We start from the raw sequence: 19057 nt of genomic DNA on the forward strand, positions 1-19057 counted from the left end.
TAAGCAAACATTAAGAAGGCCGCAATGCGGCCTTTTTCTTCTCAGGAATTTGACTGGCGGGCGGCGAGACTCGGAAAACAGACCTTTCATCCGAACGTCCGGGAGTACGCCCCTGCCCATCAGGAGGCCGCGATAAACAGCTCGCGCAGCTGATGCAACTGGTCGCGAATTTGCGCCGCCTCTTCGAACTCGAGGTTCTGGGCGTGCTGCATCATCTGCCCTTCCAGCTCGTGGATCTTCTGCTGCAGCGCTTTTGGCGTCATCTCCACGGCGCTAAGCCCGGCAGGCTCAACGGTCTTCGCTTTACCGCGCCCTTTGGCTTTAGTTTTCGCCAGGCCCTGGCCCAACTGCAGGATATCCACCACTTTCTTGTTGAGGCCCTGCGGTACGATGCCATGCTCTTCGTTATAACGCTGCTGTTTCTCCCGTCGACGCTCGGTCTCGCCAATGGCTTTGGCCATGGAAGGGGTGATCTTATCGCCGTAAAGGATGGCCTTGCCGTTGATGTTTCGCGCCGCGCGGCCGATGGTCTGGATAAGCGAGCGTTCGGAGCGCAGGAAGCCCTCTTTATCGGCATCCAGGATCGCCACCAGCGACACCTCCGGCATATCCAGCCCCTCACGCAGCAGGTTGATCCCTACCAGCACGTCAAACTCGCCAAGGCGCAGGTCGCGGATAATCTCCATGCGCTCGACGGTGTCGATATCCGAGTGCAGATAGCGCACCCGCTCGCCGTGCTCCTCAAGGTACTCGGTTAAGTCCTCCGCCATCCGCTTAGTGAGGGTGGTCACCAGCACGCGCTCGTTGATGGCCGTGCGCAGGCGGATCTCTGACAACAGATCGTCTACCTGGGTGGCTACCGGCCGCACTTCGATGATCGGGTCAAGCAGACCGGTCGGCCGCACCACCTGATCCACCACTTCGCCGCCGGATTTATCCAGCTCGTAGGCGCCGGGGGTTGCCGAGACGTAGATGGTTTGCGGGGCCAGCGCTTCAAATTCTTCAAACTTCATCGGCCGGTTATCCAGCGCCGACGGCAGGCGGAAACCGTACTCCACCAGCGTCTCTTTGCGCGCCCGGTCGCCCCGGTACATACCGCCGATCTGCGGCACCGTAACGTGGGATTCGTCTATCACCAGCAGACCGTCTGCCGGCAGATAGTCAAACAGAGTGGGCGGCGGCTCGCCGGGCCCGCGACCGGAAAGGAAGCGCGAGTAGTTTTCAATGCCCGAGCAGTAGCCCAGCTCGTTCATCATTTCGAGGTCAAACTGGGTACGCTGGGTTAAGCGCTGCTCTTCCAGCAGCTTGTTGTTGGCCAGCAGCACCTTGCGCCGCTCCGCCAGCTCAAGCTTGATCTCTTCCATCGCCTGGACGATGCGCTCCCGCGGCGTCACGTAGTGGGTCTTGGGATAAATGGTGTAGCGCGGCACCGTCGATTCCACGTGGCCGGTGAGCGGGTCGAACAGCGACAGGCGCTCGACCTCTTCATCAAACAGCTCAATGCGCAGCGCGATATCGTCGGATTCCGCCGGGAAGACGTCGATCACCTCGCCGCGCACGCGAAAGGTGCCGCGCTGGAAGGCCTGATCGTTGCGGGTATACTGCAGTTCGGCCAGACGGCGCAGGATAGCGCGCTGGTCAATCAGCATCCCGACCGTCAGGTGCAGCATCATCTTCAGGTACAGGTCCGGGTCGCCGAGGCCGTAGATAGCCGAGACTGACGCCACCACCACCACGTCGCGCCGCTCGAGCAGCGCTTTGGTCGCCGACAAGCGCATCTGCTCGATATGTTCGTTTACCGAGGCGTCCTTCTCAATGAAGGTATCTGAGCTGGGGACGTAGGCTTCCGGCTGATAGTAATCGTAGTAGGAGACGAAATACTCGACGGCATTCTCCGGGAAAAACTCTTTCATCTCGCCGTAGAGCTGGGCCGCCAGGGTTTTGTTTGGCGCCAGCACCATCGTCGGCCGCTGCAGGTCGGCAATTACGTTGGCGATGGTGAAGGTTTTACCGGAGCCGGTGACCCCCAGCAGCGTTTGATGCGCGAGCCCATCCTCCAGCCCCTCTTCCAGGCGGCGGATGGCTTCCGGTTGGTCTCCGGAGGGGCGAAAGGCGGAATGCAGAACAAACGATTTACTCATTGATCAAAACCTGAAGATGGATTTAGCGGCCGGTGTTTAATTCTACCCTCCGGGCCATTTTTTGCCAACAAATTATACTGGATATTTAAACAGTGCATCACTATGATAGCGTCAGCAAACGGCTTATTTCGCCGCCATGGTGCGCATAAAACGCGCGCCGGGTGGAATAATCCTCCGGCCGGCAGGGTTATCCCCAGAAATTTTTACCTTTTAACATTTGTCAAGCGGACGGGTGAAAGTTTTATGGCAGTAGATGACGCTTTTCTTACACCCATTGATTTTATCTAACAAACTGATATTTAATGAATTTAAAGAAAAGACGCCTTTCGCGCCAATTCAGCCGCAGGCCGCGTACGCTCTAGCTTACCGCAGGTTTTCTAACTCTAATACACAAGGTTATCCACAGGAATAGTGGATAACTGTCTGCAGCCCAAGACCGCCGCCGCCCGGCGCAAATCGACTTTCGCCGTAAACCGTGCGGCGAAAAATTTTTATCGAACTATTTTTGATAACTATCCGTTTAAAGCCGCTCGATTTTTGCTGCTTTTTGCACCACCCTTTAGCGTCGGGCACCGGAAAAGTGCAGCGCCCGCGCTGACTGTGCCCGATGGTGTCGGCGTTTCGCGGTTTTTTCCGAGCGTTCTTTTTCCTGGCAAGAGTTTTGCAGCATCTTTCTGTCGCCCTGACGCCAGGATAAGGAGAAAACGTCCATGTTGAATTTACAGGCAGTAAATCATTTTTACGGTAATCAGCACTCGCTGTGGAATGTCGATCTTGAACTACGCCCCGGAGAGTGCATTGGCGTACTGGGACGCGAGGGAATGGGAAAAACCACCCTGGTCAACTGCATTGCCGGCCATCTGCCGGTGGCCAGCGGTCGGATGACCTGGCATGACATTGGCGCCCCGCCGTGCGATCTCACCCCCCTGTCCGCTCAGTCGCGCAGCGCCATCGGCATCGGCTACGTGCCGCAGGATAAACGCATCTTTTCCCAGCTCAGCGTGGAAGAGAACCTGCATATTGCCCTGGCGGCCGGGAAACCCGGGGCTAACGCCAGCGGCGGCGAAATTTATGACCATTTTCCCGAACTCTATGCGCTACGGCAGCGCAAAGGCGCTTCGCTAAGCGCCGACGATCAGTACCAGCTGGCGCTGGCCAGGGCGCTGATCGTCCAGCCACGACTGCTGATCCTTGACGAACCCTCACGCGGCGCAGGGCCGCGCTGCCTGCAAAAGCTGGCGGAATTGCTGCTGCGGTTAAATCGCGATATCGGTCTGACGGTGCTGCTCGCCGAGCAGCACCTGCCCTTTATCCGCCGGGTGGCGGATCGGTTCTGTGTCCTTCACCGGGGGCGTAATGTCGCCGAGGGCGATATTATGGCGCTGGATGAACCGCTGCTGGCGCAGTGGATGACGCCAGATCCAGCGCGCTGAGATCCAGATACTGGCCGAGATCGTCGCGCTGCGCGATATCGACAAGCCACGGTATTTCGCCAAGAAACGGCACGGCCAACCGGTTTTTCAGCGTCGCCAGATATTCGCTATGGCGCTTGCCCGGCGGCTGCACGTCATTGGCGATCCAGCCCGCCAGCGGCAGCCCCGCCTGGCGCACCGCCTGGGCGGTAAGCATCGCATGGTTGATACAGCCGAGCTTGACCCCCACCACCAGAATCACCGGCAGCTGCTCCTGCTGCGCCCAGTCGGCGAAGGTCAGGGTGTCCGAGAGCGGCGTAAACCAGCCGCCGGCCCCTTCCACCAGTACCCAGTCAGCCAGGCGCTCCAGTTCGCGTAAGCCGCTGGAAAGCGTCGTCGCGGCAATCGGTCGCCCCTCATCGGCGCTAATAATATGCGGCGAGGTCGGTTCGGCAAAAGTATAAGGGTTGACCTGTTCATAGCTCAGCGCCACCCGGCTATTACGCTGCAGGGCCAGCGCATCTTCATTGCGTAACCCTTGTGCGGTCAGGTCGCTACCGGAAGCCACCGGTTTATAGCCGGCTGTGTTAAAACCCAACTGGTTCGCCGCCTGCAGCAGTGCGCTGCTGGCGACCGTTTTCCCGACTTCAGTATCGGTTCCGGTGACGAAAAAACGTTTAGTCACGTTCAATGACTCCTGTAAAAAGATAATACGTCAGCGGGCAGATACCCTGCTGTTGCGGCCAGGCCAGCTGCAGTTCGCGCAGTTTGCCGCGGCCAAGCGGGGCGGATGCCCTCCCCTGGTGCAAATGGGTAGCGCCGATGCCCTTCAGGGAGCGCATAGCGCTCAGCGCATCGGCGAACGGCAGGCTAATCTGATGAACGATGCCTTCGGCGCGCAGGCCGCTCAGTGCGGCCCTTACCGCCGGTTCGCTGAGAAAACGGTTGGCATGTGGCCGGTCGTCGATAGCCTGCCACGCCTGATTGAGCTCCGGCAGCGATCCGGCCAGCAGCGTGGTAAACGCCACCCGCCCGCCGGGCCGCACCACCCGGCACAGCTCGCCGATCGCCGCGCGCAGATCGTCGCACCACTGCACCGCCAGGTTGCTCCATGCCAGATCGACGCAGCCATCCGGCAGCGGCAGCGCTTCGATATCGCCCTGCAGATAATGCTGCGCGGCGTCGTGGCGCTGCGCCTGGGCCAGCATGCCGGCGGAGAGATCCAGCGCGGTCACCACGCTGCCCGCCTCACGCCAGTAGCGGCTCATGCTGCCGGGGCCGCAGCCAGCATCCAGCACCTGAGCAAAATCGCGGCGCGCCAGCTGGCGCAGCAGCAGATCGGCGCTGCGCCGCTGCAGTTCATCATGTTGCGTATAGCCGCTGGCCGCCCGGCCAAACGCCGCGGCCACCGCCTGCTTATTCACCGTGACCATGCAGCGCCTCCAGTAAACGGTTAATGTCCTCAGCCTGATGAGCGGCGGTCAGGGTCAGACGCAGGCGAGCGCTGCCGACCGGCACCGTCGGTGGACGGATCGCCGTCGCCCAGCAGCCGGCCTCGCGCAGACGGCAGGCCAGGCTCAGCGCTCGCGCGTTATCGCCGACGATCAGCGGCTGGATCGCGCTGACGGAATCGGTCAGCCCCAGCGACACATCGCCCATCCCTGCACGGAACTGACGGATGCGGGCGGCCAGGGTTTCCCGCCGCTGCTGGCCCTCATCGCTACGAATGACCCGCAGCGCCGCGCTCAGCGCCACCGCCTGGGCGGGCGGCATGGCGGTGCTGTAGATCAGATGACGGGCAAACTGCAGCAGATAATCCGCCATCGATTCGCTGCACAGTACCGCCGCGCCGCTCACCCCAAACGCCTTGCCGAAGGTGACTACCAGCAGCTCCGGGCGAACCGCCTGCGTATGACAGCTTCCGCGCCCTTCATCGCCAATCGCCCCGATTCCGTGAGCATCATCAACCAGTAATAATGCTCCGGCGCTGCGAGCTGCCGCCTGAATGTCAGCCAGCGGCGCGCTGTCGCCGTCCATACTGAAAATGCCTTCAGTCACCACTAACTGCAGACCGTCCAGCGGTTTCGCCAGCAGTTGCGCGAGCTGCTGCGGATCGTTGTGGGCAAAGCGCCGCAGCTGGGCCGGGCTGAGGCTCGCCGCTTCCAGCAGGGAGGCGTGGCTCAGGCGGTCGGCGACAATCCGATCCTCTTTTTCCGCCAGCGCGGCAACCAGCGCCTGATTGGCGGCAAAGCCGGAGATAAACAGTAGCGCGTGCGGGTAACCGAGCCAGTCGGCAAGTTCCTCTTCCAGCGCGCGGTGGGCCTCACTATAGCCGCTCACGTGGCCCGATGCGCCGGAGCCGACGCCATAACGTTCCGCCCCCTGCTGCCAGGCGGCGATAATGCCGGCATGCTGGCTCAGGCCCAGGTAATCATTGCTGGAGAAGTTGAGCCAGCGCTCCCCTTCGCGCTCCAGCCAGCGTCCGGCGCCGTGGCTTACCGGCAGGCGGCGGCGAAACGCATCCGTCTGCCGCCGCTCGTCCAGCGCCCGCTCGATTCGTTGCTGCCAGGTCATAGCGCCGCCGCGTTGTAATATTCCTCAGTGTCGGGGGTGAGTAAGGCCTGCTCCAGGCGCTGCTGCTGCTCATTATCGCCCTCCAGTACAGCCGTCTGCTGCGGGTTGATCCCCAGCTTGCGGAACAGCTGCAGGTCTTTGTCCTCTTCCGGGTTCGGCGTGGTGAGCAGCTTGCAGCCGTAAAAAATCGAGTTCGCCCCGGCCATAAAGCACATCGCCTGGGTCTGCTCGTTCATCTGTTCGCGGCCGGCGGAGAGACGCACGTAAGAGGTGGGCATCATGATGCGTGCGATGGCGATGGTGCGGATGAAATCGAAAGCGTCGACATCGTCGTTATCCGCCAGCGGCGTGCCTTTAACTTTCACCAGCATGTTGATCGGCACACTCTCCGGCGGCGTCGGCAGATTAGCCAGCTGCAGCAGCAGCCCGGCGCGATCTTTTACGGTCTCTCCCAGCCCGACGATGCCGCCGGAGCAGACTTTGATCCCGGCATCGCGCACTTTATCCAGCGTATCCAGACGCTCCTGATAGGTACGGGTGGTGATGATGTTGCCGTAAAATTCCGGCGAGGTGTCGAGGTTATGGTTGTAGTAATCAAGCCCCGCACCGGCCAGGCGCTGCGCCTGGCTATCGGTAAGGGTACCGAGCGTCATACAGGACTCCAGACCCAGCGCCTTGACGCCTTTCACCATCTGCTCCAGATAGGGCATATCGCGGTCATTGGGGTTCTTCCACGCCGCGCCCATGCAGAAGCGAGTGGAGCCGGCGTTTTTCGCCTGACGCGCTGACTCCAGCACCTGCTCGACTTCCATCAGGCGCTCGGATTCAAGACCGGTTTTGTAGCGTGCGCTTTGCGGGCAATATTTACAGTCTTCCGGACAAGCGCCGGTTTTAATCGACAGCAACGTACTGACCTGCACCTGACGCGGGTCAAAATGCTGGCGGTGGATTTGCTGCGCTTCGAATAACAGATCGATGAGTGGTTTATTAAATAACTCAGTAACTTGCGACATTGTCCAGCGTGCGTGGTGAGCCATTAGCCTCTCCAAAAGGTTTTGTTAATTTGCGGTTCGGTTTATACTCGTAAACCTAAATGTTTTCAAAATGGTTTACAAGTCGCTTATGACACTGGACGATCTCGCCTTCGATCGGCGCCACATCTGGCACCCCTACACTTCTATGACTTCCCCCCTGCCGGTCTACCCGGTGGTTTCCGCCCACGGGTGCGAGCTGTCCCTCGCCGGCGGTGAACAACTGGTTGACGGCATGTCCTCCTGGTGGGCGGCGATCCACGGCTACAATCACCCGCGCCTCAATGCGGCGATGAAAGCGCAGATCGATCAGATGTCGCACGTGATGTTTGGCGGGATCACCCATCCGTCGGCGGTGGCGCTGTGCCGCCAACTGGTGGCGATGACCCCGGAATCGCTGGAGTGCGTTTTCCTCGCCGATTCCGGTTCGGTGGCGGTAGAGGTGGCGATGAAAATGGCGCTGCAGTACTGGCAGGCCAAAGGCCAGCCGCGTCGTCGTTTCCTGACTTTCCGCAACGGCTATCATGGCGACACGTTCGGCGCGATGTCGGTCTGCGATCCGCAGAATTCAATGCACAGCCTGTGGCAGGGCTATCTGCCGGATAACCTGTTTGCCCCCGCGCCGCAAAGCCGCTTCGACGGCGAGTGGGATGAGCTGGATATGGTGCCGTTTGCCCGCCTGATGGCCGCGCATCGCCACGACATCGCCGCGGTGATCCTCGAACCGATCGTCCAGGGTGCCGGCGGAATGCGGATGTACCATCCGGAGTGGCTGAGGCGGGTGCGTAAAATGTGCGACCGGGAAGAGATTTTGCTGATCGCCGATGAGATTGCTACCGGCTTTGGCCGCACCGGCAAACTGTTCGCCTGCGAACACGCTGGTATCGCCGCCGATATTCTGTGTCTGGGTAAAGCGCTGACCGGCGGCACCATGACTCTTTCCGCCGCACTGACCACCCGCGAGATCGCGGAAACCATCAGCAATGGCGAAGCCGGCTGCTTTATGCACGGCCCCACCTTTATGGGCAATCCGCTGGCCTGCGCGGTGGCAAGCGAAAGCCTGCGCCTGCTGGAGAGCGGCGAGTGGCAACAGCAGGTGGCGGCGATTGAAGCCCAACTACAGGCCGAGCTGGCTTCGGCGCGGGGATCTGCGCTGGTCGCCGATGTGCGCGTGCTGGGCGCGATTGGCGTGGTTGAAACCCGGCGTCCGGTAAATATGGCCGCCCTGCAGCGTTTTTTCGTCGAACAAGGGGTGTGGATCCGCCCGTTTGGCCGCCTGATTTATCTGATGCCCCCGTACATCATCACGCCCAAACAGCTGACCCGCCTGACCCGTGCGGTCAACCTGGCCGTGCAGGACGAAACATTTTTTAGCGAATAAACAGCGGATTTGCGCCGCCGGGAAGGCTACACTTCTTTGTTAATCTGCACATTATCAATGAGGATGAAGCATGAAATTGATCAGTCACGATCTCCAGGACGGCGGCAAGCTGCCTAATCGTCACGTCTTCAACGGCATGGGCTATGATGGCGACAATATTTCGCCGCACCTGATGTGGGATGATGTGCCCGCGGGCACCAAAAGCTTTGTCGTCACCTGCTACGACCCGGATGCACCGACCGGCTCCGGCTGGTGGCACTGGGTGGTAGTCAACCTGCCTGCCGATACTCGGGTGCTACCGCAGGGTGCCGGCTCCGGTCAGGCGGAGCTACCGGAAGAGGCCGTTCAGACCCGCACCGATTTTGGTAAGGCAGGCTACGGCGGCGCGGCACCGCCGAAGGGCGAAACCCACCGCTACATTTTTACCGTCCACGCCCTGGATATCGATAAGATTGATGTCGATGCCGAGGCCAGCGGCGCGATGGTCGGCTTTAACGTCCATTTCCATTCCCTCGCCAGCGCTTCCATCACCGCCCTGTTCAGTTAATTATCCCCCCGGATAGCGGCTTGCGCCTTATCCGGGCAACCCACGGTGCCGGTATATTGTCGGGTGGCGCTGCGCTTACCCGACCTACAATCCCCCAGCCCCGCGCAAACGCAGCGCCGCCGGACATGGGGCCGCTGAAACTGCCGGTGCTGGCGGCCTCAAAATCGCTGAGACGTTCCCGGAAGGCCGGGGCAGCCCGCATGGATGCGGGCTGAGGGCCGTGTTTTGCAGGGACGCTGCCTCGGCCCGACCCGAAGCCTGCAGGGATAAGTCGAAGGAACCACGCAGTGGCGATTTTGCTGGCCGGAGCCCGGGGGTACAGGGGGCGGCGGCGACTGGCCGCCCCCTGTGCGCTCCCTGCGCCATGAATGACATAACGCAGAAGAAATACTGGGAGCGCAATCTGTCCGGAATTAACACAGAAGCTGTAGCCCTGCCAGACGCAGCGTGAACAGGGAAATATTCGGTTGTGCCATTATTTCGCCGGGTGGCGGCTGCACCTTGCCCGGCCTACGGTCCTACAATACTACGCTCCGTGCCATTTGTAGCCCCGCTAAACGCAGCGCCACCGGGGAGATTGACCTTACTGTTCCGTGGCCACCTGCAGCGCGGTTTTACGCACCCGCGCGTACCACACCACCGTCAGCAGCCCCAACCAGACCAACCCGGCTAACAGCGCCACGCGCGTCTCTTCCACCATTCCCAGCACGGCGATCACCAGCCCCATAAACAGCAGCGTCAACAGCGGACCAACCGGCCAGAAGGGGATCGGGAATTCGATCTTACTGCGCTCTTCGGCCGACAAACCGCGGCGCATCGAGAAATGAGAGAGCAGGATCATCAGCCACACCCAGACGGTGGCGAACGCCGCCAGCGAGGCAATCAGCACAAAGACTTGCTCCGGCATCAGATAGTTAAGCACCACCGCCACCAGCAGCGCCACGCCCATCACCACCACCGTCATCCAGGGTACGCCGTTGCTGGCAATCCGCTGGAAGCACTTCGGCGCAAGCCCCTCTTTCGACATGCCGTACATCATGCGCCCGGCGCCAAAAATATCGCTGTTAATCGCCGAGATACTGGCGCTAATCACGATGATATTCAGCACGGTCGCCGCCGCCGGGATCCCGAGGCCATCGAAGATCAGCACAAACGGACTGCCCTGCTCGCCAAAACTATTCCACGGGAAGATCGCCATCAGCACCGCCAGGGTGCAGACGTAAAACAGAATAATACGCAGCGGAATGGTGTTGATGGCCTGCGGGATGACCTTCTTCGGGTTCTGCGCTTCCGCCGCCGTGACGCCGATAATTTCCACGCCGCCGAAAGCGAACATCACGATGCCAAGCGAGGCGATGATCCCCTGCCAGCCATGTGGCGCAAAGCCGCCGTGGCTCCACAAATTTTCCAGCCCGGTAGCCGGGAAACTATGGCCAAAGCCAAAGAAGATGATCCCCGCGCCCGCCGCCATCATGGCGATAATCGCCACCACTTTAATCAGCGACAGCCAGAACTCCATCTCGCCGAACACCCGCACGTTGCACAGGTTCATCGCGCCAATAAAGAAGATGATGCTGAGGATCCAGATCCAGCGCGGCACATCGGGATACCACAGTCCCATATAGATACCGAACGCGGTGACGTCGGCCAGCGCCACGATCACCATTTCAAAGGTGTAGGTCCAGCCGGTAATAAATCCGGCCAGCGGCCCGAGATACTGGCGAGCATAGCTGCCAAAGGAGCCGGAAACCGGATTGCGCACCGCCATTTCACCCAGCGCGCGCATGACCATAAAGACCGCCGCGCCGCCGATCAGATAGGCCAGCAGCACCGCCGGACCCGCCGCCTTAATGGCGGAGGCCGAACCGTAGAACAGCCCGGTGCCGATAGCGGAACCGAGCGCAATAAAACGAATGTGTCGGGCATTCAGCCCGCGCAGCAGATGCGGTTTGTGTTGTTGTTGCATATACAGGTGTCCTGATTTTTTTATATGACGACAAATATGCGATGTAGGTCGGCCGGGGGAATGACTTCCCCCGACGCGGGTACAGAGAACAACGGTGATTAATGCAGTACGGCAGGCAGCAGACGCGTCAGGTGACGTGCAGCCAAAAGTGCAATGGCATTTTCAATGTCAGGGGCGAAGAAACGATCCTGCGTATAGTGAGATACGCGTTCGCGCAGCAGATGGCGCGCCTCTTCCAGCAGCGGACTGGTGGTCAGCCCTTCGCGCATATCCAGGCCCTGCACCGCCGCCAGCCACTCAACGGCCAGTACGCCGCGGGTGTTTTCCGCCATCGCCCACAGCCGACGGCCGGCAGCCGGCGCCATCGAGACGTGGTCTTCCTGGTTGGCGGACGTCGGCAGGCTATCAACGCTATGCGGATGCGAGAGCGCTTTGTTTTCACTGGCCAAAGCCGCCGCTGTGACCTGGGCGATCATAAACCCGGAGTTGACGCCGCCATTTTTCACGAGGAACGGCGGCAGCTGCGACATATGGCTGTCCATCATCAGCGCGATACGACGCTCGGAGAGCGAGCCGATTTCGGCGATCGCCAGCGCGATATTATCCGCCGCCATCGCCACCGGTTCGGCGTGGAAGTTACCGCCGGAGATGACGTCATTTTCGGCGGCAAAGACCAGCGGGTTATCGGAGACCGCATTCGCTTCGGCTAACAGTACTTCCGCCGCCTGGCGGATCTGCGTCAGGCAGGCGCCCATCACTTGCGGCTGGCAGCGCAGTGAGTACGGATCCTGAACCTTGGTGCAATTATGATGCGACCGCGAGATCGCGCTGTCATCGGTCAACAGGTGGCGATACAGTGCCGCCGCATCAATCTGCCCGCGCTGGCCGCGCACCTCGTGAATACGCGCGTCGAACGGACGACGCGAACCCAGCGCCGCTTCAGTGGTTAACGCCCCGCAGACGACCGCGGAGGCGAACAGATCTTCGGCTTCGAACAGACCGCGCAGCGCAAAAGCCGTCGAGGCCTGGGTGCCGTTCAGCAGCGCCAATCCCTCTTTCGCCGCCAGGGTAATCGGCTCCAGCCCCGCCTGACGCAGCGCGTCGGTCGCTGGCAGCCATTCGCCACCGCGAACCCGCGCTTTGCCTTCACCCAGCAGGGTCAGCGACATATGCGCCAGCGGCGCGAGGTCACCGGAGGCGCCGACGGAACCTTTCGCCGGGATCCACGGCGTCACGCCGGCATTGACCAGGCCAATCAGCGCCTGGATCACGCTCAGGCGGATCCCGGAGAAACCGCGGGACAGGCTGTTAATCTTCAGCACCATAATCAGGCGCGCCAGGTCGTCGTCCAGCGGCTCACCTACGCCCGCCGCATGGGACAGCACCAGCGAACGCTGCAGGTTCTCCAGATCGTCCGTCGAGATACGGGTTTGCGCCAGCAGGCCAAAACCGGTGTTGATACCGTAGGCGGTACGCCCTTCGGCAAGGATGGCGTTGACGCAGGCCACGCTCTCATCAATGGCGGCAAACGCGCTGCTGTCGAGGGTAATGTTCAGCGGGTGGCTGTAAACCTCGCGGAGCTGCGACAGGCTCAGTTTCCCCGGAATGAGCGTTAACGATTTCATTTAGCGTTCCCCTGCGTTGCTGCCACCATCGGAAGATTCAGACCCTGTTCTGCTGCGCATTCAATAGCAATATCGTAACCCGCATCGGCATGACGCATCACGCCGGTCGCCGGGTCGTTGCGCAGGACGCGAGCGATACGCGCCGCCGCTTCATCGGTACCGTCACAGACGATAACCATCCCGGAGTGCTGCGAGAAGCCCATACCTACGCCGCCGCCGTGGTGCAGCGACACCCAGGTCGCGCCGCTGGCGGTGTTAAGCAAGGCGTTCAGCAGCGGCCAGTCGGATACCGCATCTGAGCCGTCGCGCATGGCTTCGGTTTCGCGGTTCGGGCTGGCGACGGAGCCGGAATCAAGGTGATCGCGGCCAATCACGATCGGCGCGGAGACTTCGCCGCTGCGCACCATTTCGTTAAACGCCAGACCGAGCTTCTGACGCCACTCCAGACCTACCCAGCAGATACGCGCCGGCAGTCCCTGGAAGCTGATGCGCTCGCGCGCCATATCCAGCCAGTGGTGCAGATGCTTATCATCTTTAATGATCTCTTTCACTTTCGCGTCGGTTTTGTAGATATCCTGCGGATCGCCGGACAGCGCTACCCAACGGAACGGGCCGATACCCCGGCAGAACAGCGGGCGGATATACGCCGGCACGAAACCCGGGAAATCGAAGGCGTTGCTGACGCCCATTTCCTGCGCCATCTGGCGGATGTTGTTGCCGTAGTCGAAGGTCGGCACCCCCATCTCGTGGAAGGCCAGCATCGCCTGCACGTGGTCGGCCATTGAGCGTTTCGCCGCCAGAATGGTGCCCTGCGGATCGGATTCGGCTTTCTGCTGATACTCCTCCCAGCTCCAGCCTTTCGGCAGATAGCCATGCAGCGGATCGTGGGCGCTGGTCTGATCGGTAACCATATCCGGGCGCACGCCGCGTTTCACCAGCTCTGGCACGATATCCGCAGCGTTGCCGCACAGCGCGATGGAGATGGCGCGGCCTTCGGCGGTGTATTTTTTGATGCGCGCCAGGGCGTCATCCAGAGAAGTGGCCTGTTCATCCACGTAGCGGGTACGCAGACGGAAATCGATGCGGCTCTGCTGACATTCGATGTTCAGCGAGCAGGCGCCTGCCAGCGTCGCGGCCAGCGGCTGCGCGCCACCCATGCCGCCCAGACCGGCGGTTAATACCCAACGGCCTTTCAGGCTGCCCTGATAGTGCTGGCGACCGGCTTCGACGAAGGTTTCGTAGGTGCCCTGCACGATGCCCTGGCTACCGATGTAGATCCAGCTGCCGGCGGTCATCTGGCCGTACATCGCCAGCCCTTTGGCATCCAGTTCGTTGAAGTGTTCCCAGGTGGCCCAGTGCGGAACCAGGTTGGAGTTAGCGATCAGCACGCGCGGCGAGTTTTCATGCGTTTTAAAGACGCCGACCGGTTTGCCGGACTGCACCAGCAGAGTCTCGTCGCTTTCCAGGTTTTTCAGCGCCTTCACGATAGCGTCATAGCATTCCCAGTTGCGCGCAGCGCGACCAATACCGCCATAGACCACCAGCTCATGCGGGTTTTCAGCGACATCGGGATCGAGGTTGTTCATTAACATACGCAGCGGCGCTTCGGTCAACCAGCTCCTGGCGGTCAGCGTCGTGCCTCTCGGTGCACGGACGTCCAGCTGGCGATATTTGCTTTGCGACATCGGGGTTTCTCCTGACAATTAACGTTGTGTACGTAGATACATATACTTGTCTATACAACTCTGCGCAAGCCAGGATTTAACAGAAATGATACAATTTTGTTATATTGCGTCAGCAATCACGTTTTGCTGACGCCAGGGAAAATTACGAGCTGAAATGGCCCTGCAGACGGTAGCGCGCGCCGGGGAACAGCAGGCGAGCGTGTGAGACGATATGCGTCTTCGACCAGGTGCGACGGCGAATGAGCAGGCAGGGATCGTGCGGCAGAATGCGCAGCAACGCGCACTCCTCTGACGTCGCCTGCACCGCCTCGACAATATGTTCGCCTTCGGTTAATGGCGCGATCAGCGACAGATAATCATGCGGCGTGGTAGTGGTGTAATCCTGTAACAAGTAATCCGGCACCACCGCAGCATTCACGCAGCGATCTTCGATTTGTACCGGAACCTCGTTTTCGAAATGCACCATCCGTGAATGAAAGATACGCGTGCCTTCGGCGACGGTGAGCGCCTCCGCCTGAATGAGATCGGCTTCGGTCTCCTCCAGCAGCAGCACTTCACAGCGGTGCTGATGGCGACGAGAGACAATTTCATCGGCAATGCTGCGCACTTCAAACAGCGCCGACTGCCCTTTCGGCTCGGCGACGAAGGTCCCGACCCCCTGCAGCCTGACCAGCAGGCCTTCATCCGTCAGCTCGCGCAGCGCGCGGTTGATGGTCATCCGGCTGAAGCCGAACTGGGCAACCAGTTCAGCCTCCGAGGGAATTCGGTCGTGCGGACGCCACTCGCCGCGGTAGATTTTTTCGCTAATCGCCTGCTTCACCTTTTCATAGAAAGGCGCGGGCGCGGAACGAGGTTGTTGTGCAAACATGGCCTGGCTTTCCTTATGCATAATAAGCGGAGCGGCGAAGCGAAAATAATAGCGCGGATCGCTAGCGCCACCAATGGGCGATTTGCCATGCCAGACGGGCCGCCGCGCGGGCACCCTGTCCGTCGATGTCAAATTGCGGATTAAACTCGACCAAATCCACCGCCTGCAGCTTTCCGCTGCGGCACAACAGCTCAACGATGCGCAGCAGGATTGCCAGCGGCACGCCCAGCGCAGCCGGCGCGGAAACCGCCGGCATTTCGCGCGCCGGCAGCACGTCGAGATCGATGGTCAGATACAGACGATCGTACTGCGCGATATTGCGCTCCAGCTCCGGCAACACGTGAGTGTCGAAGTCCGCCAGCACCGCCAGATCTTCAACGACAGCCACCTGGCGGCGCGCTGCTTCATCCCATAGCGCCTGGGTGTTCGCCGCCCGGCTGACGCCGATGCAGGTATAGTGAAAACCGCGCTGCTGGGCGTCACACTCCAGCGCCAGCTGGCGGAACGGCGTCCCGGAGCTGGCGCATTCGGCAAAGCGTAAATCCAGATGCGCATCGAGATTAATAATGCCCACTTTTTCGCCCGGGAAGGCATCCAGAACCCCAGCGCCATGGCCGAAGGCCGTCTCATGACCGCCGCCCAGGACCAGCGTGCGTTTGCCGGCACGCTGGCAGGCGGCCACCGCCTCGCGCAGCGCCTGATGCGCGGCTTCTAACTGTTCGCCGTCGACGCTGATGGTGCCCATATCCACGCAGCGGTCGTGGCCCTGATGGCTGGCCATATTGGCCAGCGCCCGGCGCAGCGCTTCCGGACCATGCCCGGCGCCGGTACGCCCTTTGTTACGCCGGACGCCTTCGTCACAGGCGAAGCCGAGCAGCGCGATATCACCGGGCATCTCCTGCGGCGCGAAGCGTTCCGCGCGGGCGATAGTCTGGAACAGGCGCAGCGCATTGGGCGCTTCCGCGCTATCATCGCGTCCCTGCCAGAGACTGGCGGGCGTAGCTTGCCACAGCATCATTGCCGTTCTCCTCGTACCACGCGTCCCCAGAGCGGCGCGCGCCCCGGCTCATACACCATCTCGACCGGATGCTCGGCATCCCAGATGGCAAAGTTTGCGACAAAGCCCGCCGCCAGCTGACCGTGGCTGTCCTGCCGCCCCAGCGCCCGCGCGGCATGGCGCGTTACCCCGGCCCAGGCCTCTTCCGGCGTTAAACCAAACTTGACGCAGGCCATGTTCATCGCCAGATGCAGGCTGGCGAAGGGGCTGGTGCCGGGGTTGAAATCGGTCGCCACCGCCATCGGCACCTGGTATTTGCGCAGCAGTTCCACCGGCGGTTTGCGGGTTTCATTAAGGAAGTAGAACGCGCCGGGGAGCAGAGCTGCCACGGTGCCGCTTTCGCGCATCGCCGCCACGCCCTCTTCCGTCAGATACTCGATATGGTCGGCGGACAGTCCGTGATAGCGGCTCACCAGTTGTGCGCCGCCCAGCGAAGAGAGCTGCTCAACGTGGCCTTTTACCGGAATGCCCAGCGCCTGCGCCGCCTGAAATACGCGCTCAGTTTGCTGCGGGCTGAATCCAACGTTTTCGCAAAAGACGTCAACGCTTTCAAACAGTCCCTCCTGCCACAGCGTCGGCAGTATGGTCTCGCAGACCAGCGAGATATAGCCATCGGCGTCGCCATGATATTCCGGCGGCGTGGCGTGAGCGGAGAGCAACGTCGCCGACAGTTCCACGCCATTGTCGTCGGCCAGCTGGCGGGCGACCCGCAGCATTTTGCGTTCGTTTTGCAGATCGAGACCGTAGCCTGATTTAATCTCCAGGGTGGTCACCCCTTCACGCAGCAGGCGCGCCAGACGCGGCTGCGCCAGCGCCAGTAGTTCAGCTTCGCTGCTGTCGCGCGTGGCGTGCACGGTGGAATTAATCCCACCGCCGTTAGCGCTGATGGTTTGATAGGAGACGCCGTTCAGCCGCTGCTCCCACTCCTGCGCCCGGCTGCCGCCAAAGATCAGGTGGGTATGGCAGTCGATTAAACCCGGCGTAACCAGCCGGCCTTCGAGATCGATACTGCGCCCGCCGGGGGCGTCAGCGTCGGCGACAATTGCCTCAATGCGGCCATTGCGCACCAGCAGCGCATGGCGCTCCAGCAGACCGTAGGGTTGAGAGTAATCAGGGTTCAGGGTGGCGAGACGCGCGTTTCGCCAGATAACGCGTTCAGAGGTGGCTTGAGTCATAGCGCTTAACTTGTCATGGGTTGTATAGACATTTATTTTCATAACGCCGATAAAGTCAACAATAGCGCGGGGAAATGTTATTTTTTTGTGACTAAAGACCATCCAGCAGGACTGCACGTTGCGTAAAGACGGTAAGTTTTTCCGCCCATGTCTTCCCGTTTCGTTCAAGTTAGTATAAAACAGCAGGTTTTAAAGGACTTATACCTTGGCGTCTCAGCCGGGGTATTTCACTACGCTTAATTTTGCCCGGAGCAACATGAACACATATTCCGTTTCCCGTCTGGCGCTGGCGCTGGCCTTCGGCGTGACGCTGTCCGCCTGTAGCTCGACGCCTGCCGATCAACAGCCCTCTACGCAGACTGCACCGGGCACCACCGCGCGTCCCATTCTGAACGCCGATGAAGCGAAAAACTTTACCCCGGCGGCCTATTTCCAGTCGCTGACTCCCAATGCCGCGGCCTGGACGCCATCTGCCATCAGCCTGCCGGCGCAGCCTGACTTTATCGTTGGCCCGGCGGGAACCCAGGGCGTGACCCATACCACCGTCCAGGCGGCGGTCGATGCGGCGATTGCCCGTCATTCAAATCGCCGTCTGTTTATTGCCATCATGCCTGGCGAGTACCCGGGAACGGTTTACGTACCGGCGGCGCCTGGCGCCCTGACCCTGTATGGTACCGGCGATAAACCGATTGACGTGAAAATCAGCGAAGCCATTGATTCTGAAATGGATCGCAACACCTGGCGCCGTCTGGTCAATCCGGGCGGTAAATATATGCCGGGCAAACCGGCATGGTATATGTTCGATAGCTGCCAGAATAAATCCGCGGCCACCGTCGGCGTGATGTGCTCTGCGGTCTTCTGGTCGCAGAATAACGGCCTGCAGCTGCAGAACCTGACCATCGCCAACAACCTTGGCGACAGCGTCGACGCCGGTACTCACCAGGCCGTCGCCCTGCGCACCGATGGCGATCAGGTGCAGATCAACAAGGTCAATATTCTTGGCCGTCAGAACACCTTCTTTGTGACCAACAGCGGCGTGCAGAACCGTCTGCAGGATAACCGCCAGACCCGCACCCTGGTGACCAACAGCTACATTGAAGGCGATGTGGATATCGTGTCCGGTCGCGGCGCGGTGGTATTTGATAACACCGATTTCCGCGTGGTGAACTCGCGTACCCAGAAAGAAGCCTATGTTTTCGCGCCGGCTACCCTGAAGAGCATGACCTACGGCTTCCTGGCGACCAACAGCCGCTTTACCGCGTCCGGCGATAACGTCGCGCAGCTGGGCCGCGCGCTGGACGTTGACGGCAACAGCAATGGCCAGGTCGTGATCCGCGACAGCGTCATCAATGAAGGCTTTAACATCGCCCAGCCGTGGGCGGCAGCGGTCGGTTCAAACCGTGCCTTTAGCGGTAACGTTGGCGCAGTAGATGCCAAAGGCAATCTGCAGCGCAACCTCAACGACAATAGCGTCAATCGCATGTGGGAATATAACAACCGCGGCGTGGGAAGCACTGTGGTCGCCGAGCCGAAACAGTAACGCGCAACAAGCGTGAACCATAATAAAAGAGAGGGCGATGCCCTCTCTCAGACTG

General features: G+C 60.7%; 15 protein-coding genes and 1 pseudogene. 5 read left to right on the forward strand and 11 right to left on the reverse strand.

Annotation, left to right across the window (positions count from 1 at the left end):
• Positions 1 to 119: 119 nt before the first annotated feature.
• Positions 120 to 2141: an excinuclease ABC subunit UvrB gene (uvrB, locus tag DTA24_RS19930; protein WP_023297248.1), complete on the reverse strand. Its 2022-nt coding sequence runs from the start codon at positions 2139 to 2141 to the stop codon at positions 120 to 122.
• A gap of 411 nt (positions 2142 to 2552) precedes the next feature.
• Between uvrB and DTA24_RS19935 the strand changes: the two are divergent.
• Both DTA24_RS19935 and DTA24_RS19940 read left to right on the forward strand, forming a co-directional pair.
• Positions 2553 to 2762 (forward strand): annotated as a pseudogene (locus DTA24_RS19935) (hypothetical protein); the annotation flags it as partial.
• 89 nt (positions 2763 to 2851) lie between these two features.
• Positions 2852 to 3574 carry an ABC transporter ATP-binding protein gene (locus DTA24_RS19940; protein WP_008805739.1) on the forward strand — a complete coding sequence of 241 codons (723 nt, stop codon included), beginning with the start codon at positions 2852 to 2854 and terminating at the stop codon, positions 3572 to 3574.
• Here DTA24_RS19940 and bioD read toward each other — a convergent pair.
• From bioD to bioB, 4 genes are read right to left on the reverse strand one after another with little or no spacing between them, the layout of a single operon-like run.
• Positions 3516 to 4238 carry a dethiobiotin synthase gene (bioD, locus tag DTA24_RS19945; protein ID WP_044613259.1) on the reverse strand — a complete coding sequence of 241 codons (723 nt, stop codon included), beginning with the start codon at positions 4236 to 4238 and terminating at the stop codon, positions 3516 to 3518. The two genes, DTA24_RS19940 and bioD, sit on opposite strands and share 59 nt — an antisense overlap.
• Entirely contained in the window at positions 4231 to 4986 is a 756-nt protein-coding gene (bioC, locus tag DTA24_RS19950; protein ID WP_023322249.1) for a malonyl-ACP O-methyltransferase BioC, read from the reverse strand. The genes bioD and bioC overlap by 8 nt, the downstream gene beginning before the upstream one ends.
• On the reverse strand, positions 4970 to 6127 hold the full coding sequence (gene bioF / locus DTA24_RS19955) for an 8-amino-7-oxononanoate synthase (RefSeq protein WP_101139250.1): 1158 nt from the start codon (positions 6125 to 6127) through the stop codon (positions 4970 to 4972). The genes bioC and bioF overlap by 17 nt, the downstream gene beginning before the upstream one ends.
• A complete protein-coding gene (gene bioB, locus DTA24_RS19960) occupies positions 6124 to 7164 on the reverse strand; it encodes a biotin synthase BioB (protein ID WP_008805734.1) in 1041 nt (346 codons plus the stop codon). Before bioB ends, bioF begins: the two co-directional genes overlap by 4 nt.
• Before the next feature lie 85 nt (positions 7165 to 7249).
• Here bioB and bioA point away from each other — a divergent pair, with 85 nt between their 5' ends.
• Together bioA and DTA24_RS19970 are read left to right on the forward strand one after the other, a co-directional pair.
• Positions 7250 to 8539 carry an adenosylmethionine--8-amino-7-oxononanoate transaminase gene (gene bioA, locus DTA24_RS19965; protein ID WP_123837040.1) on the forward strand — a complete coding sequence of 430 codons (1290 nt, stop codon included), beginning with the start codon at positions 7250 to 7252 and terminating at the stop codon, positions 8537 to 8539.
• A gap of 70 nt (positions 8540 to 8609) precedes the next feature.
• Positions 8610 to 9086: a kinase inhibitor gene (locus DTA24_RS19970; RefSeq protein ID WP_012542402.1), complete on the forward strand. Its 477-nt coding sequence runs from the start codon at positions 8610 to 8612 to the stop codon at positions 9084 to 9086.
• Positions 9087 to 9669: 583 nt separating this feature from the next.
• On the opposite strand, the gene DTA24_RS19980 is transcribed toward DTA24_RS19970, so the two are convergent.
• The 6 genes from DTA24_RS19980 to hutI form a co-directional block, all read right to left on the reverse strand.
• Entirely contained in the window at positions 9670 to 11052 is a 1383-nt protein-coding gene (locus DTA24_RS19980; protein WP_022065242.1) for an amino acid permease, read from the reverse strand.
• A 98-nt stretch (positions 11053 to 11150) separates the two neighbouring features.
• Entirely contained in the window at positions 11151 to 12677 is a 1527-nt protein-coding gene (gene hutH / locus DTA24_RS19985; protein ID WP_032729716.1) for a histidine ammonia-lyase, read from the reverse strand.
• Positions 12674 to 14362 carry a urocanate hydratase gene (hutU, locus tag DTA24_RS28920; protein ID WP_123837041.1) on the reverse strand — a complete coding sequence of 563 codons (1689 nt, stop codon included), beginning with the start codon at positions 14360 to 14362 and terminating at the stop codon, positions 12674 to 12676. The genes hutH and hutU overlap by 4 nt, the downstream gene beginning before the upstream one ends.
• Positions 14363 to 14504: 142 nt before the next feature.
• The gene (locus DTA24_RS19995) at positions 14505 to 15230 is read right to left on the reverse strand and encodes a histidine utilization repressor (protein WP_008805728.1); all 726 of its coding nucleotides are present in this window, start codon (positions 15228 to 15230) and stop codon (positions 14505 to 14507) included.
• A 61-nt stretch (positions 15231 to 15291) separates the two neighbouring features.
• Positions 15292 to 16248, reverse strand: coding sequence for a formimidoylglutamase (hutG, locus tag DTA24_RS20000; protein WP_032753895.1), 957 nt, complete (start codon positions 16246 to 16248; stop codon positions 15292 to 15294).
• Positions 16245 to 17564, reverse strand: coding sequence for an imidazolonepropionase (gene hutI, locus DTA24_RS20005; protein ID WP_162550400.1), 1320 nt, complete (start codon positions 17562 to 17564; stop codon positions 16245 to 16247). Before hutI ends, hutG begins: the two co-directional genes overlap by 4 nt.
• A gap of 154 nt (positions 17565 to 17718) precedes the next feature.
• Between hutI and DTA24_RS20010 the strand changes: the two genes are divergently transcribed.
• Positions 17719 to 19002, forward strand: coding sequence for a putative acyl-CoA thioester hydrolase (locus tag DTA24_RS20010; protein WP_110196036.1), 1284 nt, complete (start codon positions 17719 to 17721; stop codon positions 19000 to 19002).
• The last annotated feature ends 55 nt before the right edge of the window (positions 19003 to 19057 follow it).

The sequence above is a fragment of the Klebsiella sp. P1CD1 genome, assembly GCF_003790505.1.
In the GTDB taxonomy this organism is placed as follows: domain Bacteria; phylum Pseudomonadota; class Gammaproteobacteria; order Enterobacterales; family Enterobacteriaceae; genus Klebsiella; species Klebsiella variicola.